General features: G+C 36.7%; 18 protein-coding genes. 13 read left to right on the top strand and 5 right to left on the bottom strand.

Translation table 11 applies throughout. The annotated features are described in order from the left end of the window. Positions 1-116: 116 nt before the first annotated feature. Positions 117-971, bottom strand: a complete 855-nt coding sequence (locus EYB29_RS11360) for a COX15/CtaA family protein (protein WP_051220584.1) — start codon at positions 969-971, stop codon at positions 117-119. Positions 972-1,333: 362 nt separating this feature from the next. On the opposite strand from EYB29_RS11360, the gene cyoE reads away from it, so the two are divergent. The 7 genes from cyoE to EYB29_RS11325 all read left to right on the top strand — a co-directional run bounded on the left by cyoE (position 1,334) and on the right by EYB29_RS11325 (position 7,911). Next, a complete protein-coding gene (cyoE, locus tag EYB29_RS11355) occupies positions 1,334-2,254 on the top strand; it encodes a heme o synthase (protein ID WP_026867509.1) in 921 nt (306 codons plus the stop codon). Positions 2,255-2,287: 33 nt separating this feature from the next. After that, a complete protein-coding gene (coxB, locus tag EYB29_RS11350; protein ID WP_166627307.1) occupies positions 2,288-3,463 on the top strand; it encodes a cytochrome c oxidase subunit II in 1,176 nt (391 codons plus the stop codon). 2 nt (positions 3,464-3,465) lie between these two features. Continuing rightward, positions 3,466-5,385, top strand: coding sequence for a cytochrome c oxidase subunit I (locus EYB29_RS11345; protein WP_166627306.1), 1,920 nt, complete (start codon positions 3,466-3,468; stop codon positions 5,383-5,385). Next, complete coding sequence (locus EYB29_RS11340; protein WP_026867512.1) at positions 5,385-6,011, top strand: cytochrome (ubi)quinol oxidase subunit III; 627 nt, start codon at positions 5,385-5,387, stop codon at positions 6,009-6,011. Before EYB29_RS11345 ends, EYB29_RS11340 begins: the two co-directional genes overlap by 1 nt. After that, the gene (locus EYB29_RS11335; RefSeq protein WP_026867513.1) at positions 6,012-6,353 is read left to right on the top strand and encodes a cytochrome C oxidase subunit IV family protein; all 342 of its coding nucleotides are present in this window, start codon (positions 6,012-6,014) and stop codon (positions 6,351-6,353) included. 125 nt (positions 6,354-6,478) lie between these two features. Beyond that, positions 6,479-7,438, top strand: coding sequence for a cytochrome c oxidase assembly factor CtaG (ctaG, locus tag EYB29_RS11330; protein WP_026867514.1), 960 nt, complete (start codon positions 6,479-6,481; stop codon positions 7,436-7,438). Positions 7,439-7,455: 17 nt separating this feature from the next. After that, entirely contained in the window at positions 7,456-7,911 is a 456-nt protein-coding gene (locus EYB29_RS11325; protein ID WP_035857326.1) for a DUF420 domain-containing protein, read from the top strand. A 116-nt stretch (positions 7,912-8,027) separates the two neighbouring features. Here the strand turns inward: EYB29_RS11325 and EYB29_RS11320 are convergent, their stop codons facing one another. Beyond that, positions 8,028-8,390, bottom strand: coding sequence for a YugN family protein (locus EYB29_RS11320; RefSeq protein ID WP_166627305.1), 363 nt, complete (start codon positions 8,388-8,390; stop codon positions 8,028-8,030). 126 nt (positions 8,391-8,516) lie between these two features. Here EYB29_RS11320 and EYB29_RS11315 point away from each other — a divergent pair, with 126 nt between their 5' ends. Then, complete coding sequence (locus EYB29_RS11315; protein ID WP_026867517.1) at positions 8,517-8,954, top strand: YlbF/YmcA family competence regulator; 438 nt, start codon at positions 8,517-8,519, stop codon at positions 8,952-8,954. 49 nt (positions 8,955-9,003) lie between these two features. On the opposite strand, the gene EYB29_RS11310 is transcribed toward EYB29_RS11315, so the two are convergent. Continuing rightward, positions 9,004-9,924: a glycerophosphodiester phosphodiesterase family protein gene (locus tag EYB29_RS11310; protein ID WP_026867518.1), complete on the bottom strand. Its 921-nt coding sequence runs from the start codon at positions 9,922-9,924 to the stop codon at positions 9,004-9,006. A gap of 86 nt (positions 9,925-10,010) precedes the next feature. Here EYB29_RS11310 and EYB29_RS11305 point away from each other — a divergent pair, with 86 nt between their 5' ends. After that, on the top strand, positions 10,011-10,274 hold the full coding sequence (locus tag EYB29_RS11305; RefSeq protein WP_026867519.1) for a DUF2129 domain-containing protein: 264 nt from the start codon (positions 10,011-10,013) through the stop codon (positions 10,272-10,274). Here the strand turns inward: EYB29_RS11305 and EYB29_RS11300 are convergent. Continuing rightward, positions 10,271-10,642, bottom strand: a complete 372-nt coding sequence (locus EYB29_RS11300; protein WP_026867520.1) for a DUF7147 family protein — start codon at positions 10,640-10,642, stop codon at positions 10,271-10,273. The genes EYB29_RS11305 and EYB29_RS11300 overlap by 4 nt on opposite strands. Positions 10,643-10,701: 59 nt before the next feature. Between EYB29_RS11300 and rsmD the strand changes: the two genes are divergently transcribed. Further along, positions 10,702-11,241, top strand: coding sequence for a 16S rRNA (guanine(966)-N(2))-methyltransferase RsmD (gene rsmD, locus EYB29_RS11295; protein WP_026867521.1), 540 nt, complete (start codon positions 10,702-10,704; stop codon positions 11,239-11,241). Between the two features lie 9 nt (positions 11,242-11,250). After that, positions 11,251-11,742 carry a pantetheine-phosphate adenylyltransferase gene (gene coaD, locus EYB29_RS11290; RefSeq protein ID WP_166627304.1) on the top strand — a complete coding sequence of 164 codons (492 nt, stop codon included), beginning with the start codon at positions 11,251-11,253 and terminating at the stop codon, positions 11,740-11,742. Here the strand turns inward: coaD and EYB29_RS11285 are convergent. Then, positions 11,729-12,862 carry a nucleotidyltransferase gene (locus EYB29_RS11285; RefSeq protein WP_166627303.1) on the bottom strand — a complete coding sequence of 378 codons (1,134 nt, stop codon included), beginning with the start codon at positions 12,860-12,862 and terminating at the stop codon, positions 11,729-11,731. The genes coaD and EYB29_RS11285 overlap by 14 nt on opposite strands. A 136-nt stretch (positions 12,863-12,998) precedes the next feature. On the opposite strand from EYB29_RS11285, the gene EYB29_RS11280 reads away from it, so the two are divergent. Both EYB29_RS11280 and rpmF read left to right on the top strand, forming a co-directional pair. Further along, positions 12,999-13,514 (top strand): YceD family protein, encoded by a 516-nt coding sequence (locus EYB29_RS11280; RefSeq protein ID WP_026867524.1) that lies wholly within the window; start codon positions 12,999-13,001, stop codon positions 13,512-13,514. A gap of 2 nt (positions 13,515-13,516) precedes the next feature. Further along, positions 13,517-13,690, top strand: a complete 174-nt coding sequence (gene rpmF, locus EYB29_RS11275) for a 50S ribosomal protein L32 (RefSeq protein WP_026867525.1) — start codon at positions 13,517-13,519, stop codon at positions 13,688-13,690. Positions 13,691-13,797 lie beyond the last annotated feature (107 nt).

Here is a 13,797-nt window from a genome sequence, read left to right as displayed (position 1 = left end):
GGAATGAGCCCTTATAGGGCTGAAAAAAAGCCACCCGTTATACGGGTGGATACTTACTTAGAATTAGTGACAAAAAAACAGGAATCTTATTATAAGATTCCTGTACTAATTCCATACTAGCCCTTGTTTCTTGATAGTAACATGATGAAGTAACATAATACTCCAAATAACAAGGTGATAAACAAGGCATGGAATAAGGCAATAAATATATTGACATGAGTGATGACTGAAAGCATACCTGTAATGACTTGTAAAATCAGTAAGGTAAATGCGATAAGCCAACCATTTCTGATGATTTTTGAATCACTGTAATTTCTTAGGACATGGATGACTATTATAACCATCCAAATGAATAGAATTCCAACGAGGAACCTGTGTCCCATTTGTACGGCTTGGTAAAAATTTCCTGGCATGACTTGACCTGGCATACAATGTGGCCATTCTGTACATGCTAATGATGAGTCAGTGTGTCTAACAAGTGCACCGCTATAAATAACAAAATAAATATAGATCGTTATCAGTATAGTGTTATATCTTAAGAATGGTCTGACAAAAATTTTACGGTCCTCATGACCATAAGATGTTTCGAAAATTAATAAGGTTAATAACAAGACAGCTGAAAAACATATTAATGATATACCAAAGTGTGCTGCTAGGACAAAGTCTCCTTCCCAGATGCCAATTACCGCTGCCGCACCAATTAAAGATTGGATGAGTATGAAGCTTAAAGAAACGTAGATAAGAAATTTAGCTTCTCTAACATGACCAATTTGTTTCCAAGCCATGTATGCAAGTAATATCAGAAATATGATCGCTATACCTGAGACACCACGGTGCGCAAGTTCAATAATTGTGTCGATGGGCCAATCTCGTGGGATAAGCTTACCATGACACAAGGGCCAGGTTTCACCACAGCCATCTTCTGAACCTGTTTTTGTAACCAGTGCGCCTCCGATTTGAACGAAGACCATTATCAGTGTAGTGATCACGGCTACAATTTTTAAATTTTTATACAAATAAAACACCTCAAAACAATCGTGTATCTGTCTCTAGTACAGTTACTAAATATATATCAGAATTGCACTCTTTGCAATCCGCAAAGTTGTGAAATACCCTTAACAATTCCGTAAACTGTGGTAAAATTTAATAGTGTAGGGAAACACTTATACTATTTGAGTATAAAACAGTTTAGGGCATTTATTCATACATATTGATGAATAATTCTTGAACAATGCAAAATGTAACAATTTTATTTCAAATATGTATAGAAAATATGTCCCGGATAATCTATTATTAAATATAAATGTGTTTGTTAATGAAAGGGGGCGAATAGATGCACAGTGATGTATACCAAGAGGAGATACATCAGTCAGCACGCAGTAAAAAATTTAAGGCAATTAAAGCACTCATCAAGGATGGCATAATCAAAGCGAATTTAATTCCAGCTTTTGCTGCAGGGTTTTTAGCGGTTATGTATTATAACATTTCATTTTTTGATGCAATTCCAGTCATGCTGCTGATGTTAGTAGGTACAGCGCTGGTCATCGGAGGTGTTTGTGCCCTAAATAATTATTATGACAGAGATATTGATGTGCTAATGAAATCAAAGAGTAAAAGACCGAGTATTGATGGCACTTTTTCCGGTAAGGAAATATTAATCATCGGCTTTTCTATGTTAGCAATTGGGCTTGTCATGTTATTTTTCATTAATACTGCTGCTGGTGTACTCGGATTAATTGCAGCCTTCGGATACGCAGTTGTGTACTCGATCTTTGCCAAGAGACATCTTGTGGCAAACACAGTTATAGGAGCAATACCTGGAGCAATGCCACCGCTTATCGGCTGGGCGATTTTCGATCAAGAGCTACATATTTTAGCGGTTGCGATGTTTATTGTAATGTTCATCTGGCAAATGCCTCACTTCTATGCACTTGCCATTAAGAGAAGTGAAGAATACAGTCATGCAGGTATACCGATGCTCCCTTCTGTAAAAGGAAATAATCGAACTAAGCACTCGATTATTTTCTGGGTGACACTTCTTTTGTTCACACCACTAATGATGTTTGAGCTGGGGACTTGGTTTGTTCTATTAGTAACAGCATTAAATCTCGTCTGGTTCTATTTGGGTGTTAACCAGTTCAAACAGATTACAGACTATAATCGCTATGCCGGGCGAATATTTGTCTTTTCACTCAACTACGTTGTGATTTTCTTTGTCATGGTTATCGTAGCCGGCTTACTTGTGAATGTTTAGTAAAGTAAATGAATGAAAGAGGGGTCTAACACAATGAACTTTAGTTTTCTTAAAGGGAAAGGGCTATTATTAGCGTCTGTATTAACACTTTTCCTTGCAGGTTGTGGAACAAATGAATTAAGTACACTACGTCCTGCAGGTGAAGTTGGACAAGAACAGTTCAACTTGATGTTAATTTCTATCATCATTATGATTTTAGTTATTGTTGTTGTAACAGTATTATTTACTATTTCGGTATTGAAGAGTCGCAGAAGTAAAAAAGGTGAAGATTTCGAACCGAAAGATGTTTCAGGTAATCATACCTTAGAAATTATTTGGACTTCTATACCAATCCTGTTACTACTTGTCTTAGCTGTTCCAACAGTTTATTTCGTGTTTAAACAAGCAGATACCGAAGCGAGCACAGATGCCGAGGGTAACGTTAACGCGGAAGAAACAGTGATTAACGTAAGAGCTTACCAATACTGGTGGGAATTTGAATATCCTAATGAGCAAGTCGTAACATCACAAGAACTTGTTGTTCCTACTGATAAGAAAGTTTACTTCAACTTACAAGGTGCAGACGTAAAACACTCATTCTGGGTGCCAGCTGCTGGTGGTAAGATGGATACCAATATCGATGGGATCAATAGTTTCTACTTAGTATTTGATGATGAAGCATCACAAGATGCGGATCGATTATTCTATGGTAAATGTGCGGAATTATGTGGACCATCACACGCATTGATGGACTTTAAGGTTAAAGCATTACCTGAAGAAGAGTATGATCAGTGGTTAGCGGACATGAAAGCAATTGAAGAGCCAGTTCAAGCATCTTCTGAAGACGCACAACGTGGTGAAGAAATCTTTAATAACTCATGTATGGGCTGTCACGCAACTACTCCAACAGGATCTGGCGCAATGGGTCCTAACTTAACTAACTTTGGAGACCGTGAATTAATTGCTGGTTTCTTAGAACACAACCAAGAAAATCTTGAAGCTTGGATTTCTGATCCAGAATCATTCAAGCCAGGAAACAAGATGACAGGACAATATGAATTATCTGATGATGAAATCGAAGCAGTTGCATCTTACTTGATGGAACTGAATGTTGAAGAAGGTTCTGGAGACGTTTCTACATTAAGAGAACCTGCTGAAGAAGAAGACGCTGAAGGTGAAGAAACTTCAGATGAAGAAGCTTCTGAAGAGTCAGAAGAGGGGGGTAACTAGTAATGTCTGAAGCAACAGCGAAAAAAACTGGTTTTTGGGCAACAATTTGGGAATACTTAACTACTGTTGACCATAAGAAAATTGCTATACTTTACTTGATTGCCGGTGGATTTTTCTTCGCACTCGGTGGTATTGAAGCAATGCTTATTCGTTTGCAACTTGCAGTACCAAACAATGATTTTCTATCTGCAGGGTTGTTCAACGAAGTACTTACAATGCACGGTACAACGATGATTTTCCTAGCAGCGATGCCACTCTTGTTCGCATTTATGAATGCAACAGTGCCGCTGCAAATCGGTGCTCGTGACGTAGCATTCCCATTCCTAAACGCTCTAGGTGTATGGTTATTTATCTTTGGTGGTATCTTCCTAAACCTTTCATGGTTCTTAGGTGGTGCACCTGATGCAGGGTGGACAAGTTATGCGTCACTCTCTATATCATCACCTGGACATGGTATTGATTTCTATGCACTTGGTCTACAGGTATCTGGTGCAGGTACTTTAATTTCAGGTATTAACTTTGTAACAACAATTATTACAATGAGAGCGCCTGGTATGACATACATGAGAATGCCACTAATGACATGGACTACACTAGTAGCATCTGTTCTTATCGTATTCGCATTCCCGCCGCTTACAATTGGATTATTCTTATTAATCTTTGACCGTATGTTTGGTTCTAGCTTCTTCATCGTAGAAGCTGGGGGTAACACAATTATCTGGGAGCATTTATTCTGGATCTTCGGTCACCCGGAAGTTTATATATTAATTCTTCCAGCATTCGGTATTTTCTCTGAAATATTTGCAACATTTGCACGTAAGAGATTGTTTGGATACTCTGCCATGGTATTCGCTACTGTATTGATCGGTTTCTTCGGGTTCATGGTTTGGGCTCACCACATGTTTACAGTAGGCCTTGGGCCAACAGCTAATGCTATTTTTGCACTTGCTACTATGGCAATTGCAGTTCCGACTGGTATTAAGATATTCAACTGGATCTTTACTATTTGGGGCGGTAGTATTGAATTTACAACACCAATGATGTATGCACTCGCGTTTATTCCATCATTCGTAATGGGTGGGGTAACTGGTGTCATGCAGGCAGTAGCGCCAGCTGACTATCAGTACCATGACTCTTACTTCATCGTTGCTCACTTCCACTACGTTATCGTTGGTGGGGTAGTATTCGCATTGCTCGCCGGCTTACATTATTACTGGCCATTGATGTTTGCAACAATGCTCAGTGAAAAACTTGGTAAGGTTACGTTCTGGTTATTCTTCATTGGATTCCACTTAACATTCCTTATCCAACACTTCTTAGGTCTATGGGGAATGCCAAGACGTGTATTCACATACCTAGACGGGCAAGGTTATAATGTAGCGAACATGACATCAACAGTGGGTGCCTTATTGATGGCCCTAGCAGTTATTATTTTACTGATAAATATTGTAATGACAGTTGTCAAAAACCAAAAGGTTGGACGTGACCCATGGGGTGACGGACGTACACTTGAGTGGTCATTACCACTTCCAGTGCCGTATTACAACTTTGCACAGATTCCACTTGTTCGTGGTTTAGATGCATTCTGGTTAGAGAAAAAAGAAGGTAATGGAGAAATGCTTCCAGCTGAATCATTGGACGACTTCCATATGCCAAACAACTCAATCATTCCATTTATTATGTCACTTGGTTTATTCATTGCATCATTTGGTGCATTGTACTTTGCCGCAGGTAAAGATTGGGCAATTGATGCAGTATCAGGATTACCAGAAAAACCTTGGGCAGTATGGGTATTAATCATCGGTTTAGCGATTACCGTAATATCAATGATTGTACGTTCATTCAAAGATGACCTTGGTTACTATGTGAAGAAAGAAGAAGTATTAAAAGACCTTGAAGAGCTTGAAAGGGGTGCAAAATAATGGCGGAAATGAAATATAATGTACCTAATGAACAATGGCCTGAGCACCCGGAGACAGCAACGCAAGAAGGTAAGAATAAATTCGTTGGATTTTGGACTTTCCTTGGTGGAGAAACTGTACTATTCGCATCACTATTTGCGACGTACTTAGCACTTAAAGATAGCGTGCCAAGTGAGGATCACTTACTGGCAGCTGATCTTTTCCAACTAGAACTTGCTTTTGTTATGACAATGTTACTTTTAACATCTTCATTAACAAGTGTATATGCAATCTATCATATGCGTAATAACAACTTTACTAAGATGCAATTATGGTTAGCCATTACAGTATTACTCGGTGCAGGATTCTTAGCTTTAGAGATATATGAGTTCTATGAATATGTACATTTAGGACACACATTTAGATCTAGTGCTTTTGGTAGTGCCTTTTATATTCTAATAGGTACACATGGCTTCCACGTTATAATTGGTCTAGTATGGATTACAAGTTTAATTATCCGTAACGCGACTCGAGGTTTATCAGTGTACACAGCAGCTAAAGTTAATACTGCTGCCTTATACTGGCACTTCATCGATGTTGTGTGGGTATTCATCTTCACAATTGTTTACTTGTTAGGAGTGTTATAGATGGCTGAACTAAATAACAAACCAATGAGCGATATTAAACTTAGAAATATACGACGTCAAAGAACGAAAGAAATGCGTTTACAGCTTACCGGCTTTGCCTTTATGATTTTCTTAACATTTATGGCATTTGGTATGGTTGCTCTAGACTTTAATGCAACTTTCATAACTGGATCTGTAATTCTATTTGCATTCATTCAGGTAATTTTACAGTTCTACTACTTTATGCACATTAAGGATGAGGGGCATGAATTTGTAAAATTATTTATGATAGTTGGTATGTACTTTGCAATAGCATTCTGTGTAACATTTATTTTTATAGTATGGATTGGACAACCAATCTAAAGAATGACCCCAACAGGGGTCATTTTTTTATTCATTACTTTGTCACTTTGTTACTTTTTAGCGCCTTGTCTTATAAAGTCAATGAATTTATACTAGGTATATAGGTTAAACTCGAGGTGGTATGTATGGAGAACATAACTTCTATAAAGATTTTCGGTTTCATGGCAAACTGGAGTCCATTCTTTATGGCCTTTGTTATTATGCTTACAGTTGTGTATTTTCTTGTTACTGTAAGGTGGTATAAAGACTTTGAAGGTGGTCGTCCACTGACTCCAAAAGAAGGGTCACTATTTGTCGTAAACATGATTCTTTTATACTTAATGTACGGTGGACCAGTAGATATTCTGAGTCATATATTATTTACATTCCACATGATTCAAATGGCCTTTGTGCTATTTTTAATTGCACCGTTACTATACTTTTCAATACCAGAGTACTTACAAAAATATATAGTGAGTCTTCCAGTTATTGGACCTGTATTACGTTTAGGTGCAAAGAAACCATTATTTTCATTGATGCTACTTATTGCAGCATTTTCTATCTACCATCTTCCAGTGGTTATGGATAACTTAAAAATGAGTGCGACTTTACACACTTTAGTACTCGCAATAATGTTTTTAACTGCAGTAATGGCATTTTACCCAATGTTTAATAAGGTAGAGCCTGAAGAAACACACATGGGTGGCTTGTTTAAATTATTGTATATATTTGGTATAGGTGCCTTTGTTACACCAGCATGTGCGTTAATTATCTTCTCTAGTGAACCGTTATATGCAACGTTTACAGAAGGCGAAGCTTGGTTAAGTGCCATGGAGTTATGTGTACCAGCAGGTGTGTTAGATAGCATTGCAGGATCAGGGATGATATCAGGACCTGAATATTTCACAAATTCAACACCACTCAATGATCAACAAACTGGCGGAATTATTATGAAAGTATTACAGGAAATAATATTTGGTGTTATGCTAGGTTTTATCTTCTCTAAGTGGTATAAAGATGAACATAGAGATGAAGACAAAATTACTGAGCAGGCACTCATTAAAGCACAACAACAAAAAGAGCTATACAATAGCCACAGAGTTTAGGAGGAAGTTAAGTGGATATACATTTTATCCTACCTACAATTAGTACATCATTTATAATATTGAGTGCGATTTTGATGGGTGTAGGTGTTTATCATATTAAAAAAGGCAATGTCCAAACACATGAAAAAGTCATGACTATAGCAGCTTGGTCAGCCTTAGCATTCTTCGTTATTTACGTATCGAAGACGATCTTTTTAGGTAACACTCAATTTGGAGGACCAGCATCATTAGAACCTTATTATGTGACATTCTTAATCAGTCACATTTGCTTAGCTACAATTGGTGGTATTCTAGGTGGAATACAAGTCTTCACTGGTAAGAAAAACAAATTAAAAACCCATAGAAAAATGGGGATGACAGCTGCGACTATATGGTTCTTTACGGCCATAACTGGTGTCATGGTTTATGTCATCTTATATATCTTATACCCAGGTGGAGAAACTACTGGTCTTTGGGATGCTATCTTCCATTAATATAAAACAACGATGAATCTATTTTTAGATTCATCGTTGTTTTTATGTATATGAGCGAATACATAGAAAAAAATAACGACACCTTGTTATTTAGAAAAAGTGCCGTTATTAAAGTATTAAGCTTCAGCAAGTGCTGTAAATTCAGTAGAAATTGTTCTGATTTTATTAATTGCATGTTCAACAATACGCTCTGGGAATACTTCATCACTACCGTATTCGATACCTGTTGGATAGTAATGTTTACCCATGTAAGGATCCATTAATTGAAGTGTGGCATTGTTCGCACCAACGTCACCATCAATTGCGTAACCAGGAAAACGCAAGTAATAAATTCCTTCAGGAATTTCATATTTATAGTCGAAAGTCATACGTTCATAGTCCCAGCTGCCTCCGAGTACACAACCATTGTGGTTCATGACTTCTTGCAGTGAGCCCTGTGGAATGACTACTTTTTCAATACCTGAGTTTTCAAAAACCATCATTTTGCCCCCTATCATTTTTCCATTACCCTAATTTTAATCTATTCCCTATGGACTTGCAAATGGTATTTCTAATATAGTAACAAATGTAACGGTATGATAGAATAGTTTTTGAGAGGTGATTAAATGCAAACAATGGTAGATTTTGAAATAATGGATTTGCTCGACTCTCTTAATGAAATGGTCACTGACACTGAGGAATATAATAATTATTGCTACTATAAGAATCTTCTTGAGACAGACAGTGAAGTCTCACAAATGATTAAAGACTTTGTCATCCTAAAAGAGGATTTTGAAGAAGTGGAACGCTTCGGTAAATATCATCCTGACTTTAGTACAAAGCGTAGGGAAATTAACCAATTTAAGAAGAATTTAGATATGAACCCTATCGTAATGGAATATCGTCGTGCAGAGTTTCAACTTCAATCTTTACTTGATGAAGTATTGTTCCATATCGGGCAAGCTGTAAGTCCTCATGCAAATATTGTCAGCAGCAATCCGTTTTTCGCAAATAGTTCTAATAGTGGGTGTGCAACCGGCGGAAATTGTAGTTGTGCAAGCTAAATATATAAATGATCCCCGTGGAATTTATTTTCCACGGGGATCACTCTTTTTAATATCTGTCTTTCATTAAGTGGTAACTAATATCTGGGTAATCAGTCACAATAGTATGTGCACCTTTTTGAATAAGTTCATCCATCTTGTCCATCTTGTTAATATTCCAGAAACCAACAGCGATATTTAAACTAGTTAAAAACTCAATGAATTTCTCAGTATCTAGTGGGATACCATTATATTCAGTTGGCAGTTGGAAGGTATCTGCTTTTGGTGTATACATATGACCAAAACCTAGTTTTTGTAAGAAGTAGGCTTTCGATACTTGATCAACACCTGCTCCTAGAGCAATTTTATTGTCTGCGTATAAGTTAAATTGTTTAATTTGAGAATCATAGAAACTTGTCACAAGAATACGGTCCTCTGCACCAAGCTCCGTAATTAATCGGTAGAGTAGGCTAGGTACCAAACTACCAGCATATGTTTCTGGATCATCTTTAATATCTAGGTTAATCAATTTGTCAGGATATTCTTCGATGAGTTCTTTCAATGTTACAATTTTTGCTTTCTCATGATTTCTGTATGGGTGGTTGCCTTCGACATCTGTGAAATGATATCCGAAATCTAAAGCACGTAAGTCTTCAAGTGTTAGATTGCTGACTTTACCAGCGCCATTAGATGTTCTATCAACATATGCATCGTGGAAGACAACGATTTCTTCATCTTTAGTCAGACGAATGTCTATTTCAAAACCTTCGACATTAAATTCTGATGCCTTATCAAAAGCGAGTCTAGTATGTTCAGGTCTTAACCCCATACCACCTCGGTGTGCAAAGACATAAGGTGAACGTTTTTTGAAGTATGGTTTGATATCGCGTACTGTCACATCAGCAGTCAATTTAGTACTTGCCCATACTCCTAATGTTACCCCAGCTACAACACCAGCAGCTGTCATTAATTTCTTAAAGCAATTTGCCATGATATAACCTCCATGAGATATTCATTTAAAAAACTCTTGTATAATGTGTTATTATAACCATAAAGATTCAGATAGGTGGTCAGCCAATGATAGTAAAACGTATCGGAATATATGTTTATTTTAAACAAAATAAATTCATTCGACAATTGAAACGACACGGACATTTAATATATGTTAACAAAGATAAGAAATACGCCTTAATTTACGTCAATGAAGATAAGCTTGAAAACACCCTAATCGAACTCGGTAAATTAAAATTTGTTACAGATATTACAACATCCGAATATCATAATATTAGCCGAGAATACAGCAGTGAAGACTATGAAGAGAAAGATTATCGAGTCATTTAAGTCATCGGTAAGAGTAAATGATTGAGCCTCAATAGACCAGTTAAATACTGATAAAATTGTTCTTGTTCATAGAAATCTTCAGGTGATTGTGTTTTTATCTCAATCACATTGATGTTATTATCATCACACCATGATTTTATAAGTTCATATTTTTTACCTGCACCTGCTTCATATTTGATGCCATTGTAAATTGTGTAGACTGCTTGCACATTTTGTTCTACAGGTTTCATAATGAGTAAAAAACTTGCAGGTGATTTGTCATTGTAGCAAAATACTGCATGTTCTACACGTTGGTGATTATATTCGATGAGGGCATGTAACTCAAATATTTCACGGTAGCCTTCTCCCATCGTTATAAATTTTTGCATATCATCAACTCCTATCAAGTATTTTATATGAGTAGGCTAGTAATTGAAAGGGCAGACAGATGAGAATAATAAGCGGTAAATATAAGTCAAAAAAAATAAACACACTTAAGTCTAGTGATACACGACCAACAAGTGACAAGGTTAGAGAAAGTATTTTTAGTATGCTTGGAGTAGTAGAAGGAGATGTTTTAGACCTATTCGGTGGTACTGGTGCACTAGCAATTGAAGCAATAAGCCGCGGAGGAACCTCTGCAATGATTATAGACGGTGCAAAGGATGCAATTCGTATAATCAGAGAAAACACCGATAGTATTGAGGAACCTATTGAAATATATAGAAATGACTATAGAAGAGCACTGAAGGCGATGAGTAAAAGAGAGAAAAGTTTTAATCTAATATTTCTAGATCCACCATATAGAAAGAAATTAGTGGATAAGAGCTTAGAGATAATTAAGTCAGAAAGTTTACTCAAACCCAACGGTAGAATTGTCGTTGAAACTTCTGCTGACGAAACTGTGAATATTGATGGCTTCAAACAAATTAAAACACACACTTACGGCACCATAAAAGTACAATTACTCGAATTGGACAATCATTAGGAGGATATTATGGCGAGCAATAAAGTTGCAGTTGTACCTGGTAGTTTTGACCCGATTACATATGGGCATTTAGATATCATTGAAAGAGCATGTAAAATTTTTGATAAAGTCTATGTATCAGTTTTAAGGAATTCATCAAAACAAGGTCTATTCTCACCGACAGAACGTATCGAACTAATTAAAGGTGTAACAAAACATCTTGATAATGTTGAAGTCATCCAGTTTGATGGACTGCTAATCGAATTCTGTCAGCAAGTTCAAGCAGATGCGATTATTAGAGGTTTAAGAGCTGTCAGTGACTTTGAGTATGAGATGCAGTTGACCAGTATGAATAGAAAATTAGATAGTAAAATCGAAACGATGTATATAATGACAAATAATAACTATTCATTCATATCCTCATCTATTGTCAAAGAAGTTGCAAAATACGGCGGCAAAGTCGAAGACATTGTACCGCCGTTAATTGAAGATGCCTTAAAAGAAAAGTTCAAGACTCAATAATTACAGGTGTATTGAAATCATTTTTAGTACCACCTGTAAAAGTGTTATATACTTCCGTAGCTGTCACTTCATGTGATACTAAGCTACGGTTGTTTTTATTTACGTTGGTAATGATTTCAACTTCATCTAACAATTTTAAATGGGCTTGACCGGTCTTATTCATACCAAGCACACGGACACTGTTAGATAACCGATGTTCTTCCATTATTTTGTTTGTAATATTCATGAGGATAGCGATCATTAATCTACTTAGGCGAGTCCATGTATATCGCTTCGTTTTTACTTGACTGATGAAATCACTGTAGCTATGTGATGTTTTAATCTTATCCTTAAGTCGATATTCTAAGCCCTCTGTCATCATGTAAATTTCTCTGAGCTCACTTAAACTTTTAGTTAAAATGATTGTTTTTAACGTTGTAAATACATCTTCGTTTGATGCGAGGTGACTAGACATTATTTCATCAACTAAAGCTGAAGGCATAAATTGTTTAGCATCGTCGATATCATGATTAAATAATGTGCGTCTTATACTTGTGGCACTAGAAAAAGCCTGATTTGATAGTTCTTGATCACTATAATGATTTCCGGTTCTCTTTGTCGTATCAACTTTAATTTTTAAGCCCATTTCTTCTACCGTTTTAATATAAGCGATCCCCAAAGTATTATTCGGTGAGGATAGAAAATCTGACTGACTTAATTCATCCATAGCCCTCGGATAGCTTTTACCAGCTCTTAATAAGTCATGGAATGCTTCAGACTCACTTAAATCGTTAGATTCTTTAGCAGCTTTACTCAAGCCGATGATGTCACCTGACTCACTGCCAAACACCAAATCTGTAGCGCCCATCAAACCGGCTATATGAACACCACCTCTGGCAAAATCATCGGCAAAACTTACCGCATTTAAAAATGGTAGCTCACAGACGAGGTCTACATGTTTTAAACATGCTTTAGTACGGGTGAACTTATCTGTAATTGCTAGCTCACCTCGCTGAGTGAAATTTCCTGACATTATCGCAATAGTTACATCAGGATTTACGAGTGCCTTGGCACTTTCTATATGATAAATGTGACCATTATGAAATGGATTATATTCTGTAATTAATGCTAAAATTCGCATACAAAACCCCCCGGAAAATGTTATACTTAGTGTACCAAAATATTGAGCATTTAATAGTGATTTGTTAAGAAATAAACTTGACACTTTTTCTTTATAATTGTACAATATCTGTTGTGCTCATAAGAGGTGGAATTATATGAAATGGTCACTTTCCCAGTTAAGAAAGTATACCAATGACAAATTCACTTTTAATGAAACTGTCCAAATAGACAAGTTGTATGATCGAGAAGACATATTAGCGATTGAAGATATAAATGTATCTGCTAGTATGCTTATAGGGACTCAACGTATAAACGTTGATTTACTTATATCTGCCACTGTTAAGATGATCGACAGTCGGACTGGTAAAGTAGTAGATTACCCGCTTGAAGTACAATCCGTTGAAGTGTTCGATGAGAACCTTGATGATGAGGAAATTGAAGATGACAATCTACACGCAGTCGATCATACGATTGACTTAGAACCGATTGTTAGAGAATTAATTATCGTCAATTTACCGACAGTTTATACTGAGAGTGATGAACTACCCGGGTCATCAGGCGCAAGTGGTTGGACAGTACTAGAGGAAGCGGAGGCTGACAGTGAAAAACCTGCAGTTGATCCGAGATTACAAAAACTAGAAGCTTTAAAGCTGAACGATGAGGAGGAATAATAATGGCAGTACCTAAAAGAAGAACTTCTAAAACACGTAAAAATAAACGCCGTTCACACATGAGAATTTCAATGCCAGGTATGGTAGAATGTCCAAACTGTGGTGAGGCTAAATTAGCACACCGCGTATGTAAAGAGTGTGGCAGCTACAAAGGTGAAGAAGTCGTAGCTAACTAAGATAAGTTAAAAAAAGACCTGGAAATCAATTAAGATTTCCAGGTCTTTTTTTATTAGTGACTTCAGTCGGTTGAGCACGTAGACGTGCGAAACAAATAAACCACACG

Source organism: Jeotgalicoccus sp. S0W5 (assembly GCF_011634875.1).
GTDB classification, from domain to species: Bacteria; Bacillota; Bacilli; order Staphylococcales; family Salinicoccaceae; genus Jeotgalicoccus; species Jeotgalicoccus marinus.
The sequence above is the reverse complement of the archived record's forward strand: the minus strand, read 5'-3'. Positions and strand labels throughout refer to the sequence as shown.

Excerpts from the sequence above, each read along its gene's own strand:
- rsmD (WP_026867521.1), top strand. The coding sequence starts at position 10,702 with ATGAGAATAATAAGCGGTAAATATAAGTCAAAAAAAATAAACACACTT.
- EYB29_RS11300 (WP_026867520.1), bottom strand. The coding sequence starts at position 10,642 with ATGCAAAAATTTATAACGATGGGAGAAGGCTACCGTGAAATATTTGAG.
- EYB29_RS11285 (WP_166627303.1), bottom strand. The coding sequence starts at position 12,862 with ATGCGAATTTTAGCATTAATTACAGAATATAATCCATTTCATAATGGT.
- EYB29_RS11280 (WP_026867524.1), top strand. The coding sequence starts at position 12,999 with ATGAAATGGTCACTTTCCCAGTTAAGAAAGTATACCAATGACAAATTC.
- cyoE (WP_026867509.1), top strand. The coding sequence starts at position 1,334 with ATGCACAGTGATGTATACCAAGAGGAGATACATCAGTCAGCACGCAGT.
- EYB29_RS11360 (WP_051220584.1), bottom strand. The coding sequence starts at position 971 with ATGGTCTTCGTTCAAATCGGAGGCGCACTGGTTACAAAAACAGGTTCA.
- coxB (WP_166627307.1), top strand. The coding sequence starts at position 2,288 with ATGAACTTTAGTTTTCTTAAAGGGAAAGGGCTATTATTAGCGTCTGTA.
- EYB29_RS11340 (WP_026867512.1), top strand. The coding sequence starts at position 5,385 with ATGGCGGAAATGAAATATAATGTACCTAATGAACAATGGCCTGAGCAC.
- EYB29_RS11335 (WP_026867513.1), top strand. The coding sequence starts at position 6,012 with ATGGCTGAACTAAATAACAAACCAATGAGCGATATTAAACTTAGAAAT.
- rpmF (WP_026867525.1), top strand. The coding sequence starts at position 13,517 with ATGGCAGTACCTAAAAGAAGAACTTCTAAAACACGTAAAAATAAACGC.
- EYB29_RS11315 (WP_026867517.1), top strand. The coding sequence starts at position 8,517 with ATGCAAACAATGGTAGATTTTGAAATAATGGATTTGCTCGACTCTCTT.
- EYB29_RS11305 (WP_026867519.1), top strand. The coding sequence starts at position 10,011 with ATGATAGTAAAACGTATCGGAATATATGTTTATTTTAAACAAAATAAA.
- EYB29_RS11345 (WP_166627306.1), top strand. The coding sequence starts at position 3,466 with ATGTCTGAAGCAACAGCGAAAAAAACTGGTTTTTGGGCAACAATTTGG.
- ctaG (WP_026867514.1), top strand. The coding sequence starts at position 6,479 with ATGGAGAACATAACTTCTATAAAGATTTTCGGTTTCATGGCAAACTGG.
- EYB29_RS11310 (WP_026867518.1), bottom strand. The coding sequence starts at position 9,924 with ATGGCAAATTGCTTTAAGAAATTAATGACAGCTGCTGGTGTTGTAGCT.
- coaD (WP_166627304.1), top strand. The coding sequence starts at position 11,251 with ATGGCGAGCAATAAAGTTGCAGTTGTACCTGGTAGTTTTGACCCGATT.
- EYB29_RS11320 (WP_166627305.1), bottom strand. The coding sequence starts at position 8,390 with ATGGTTTTTGAAAACTCAGGTATTGAAAAAGTAGTCATTCCACAGGGC.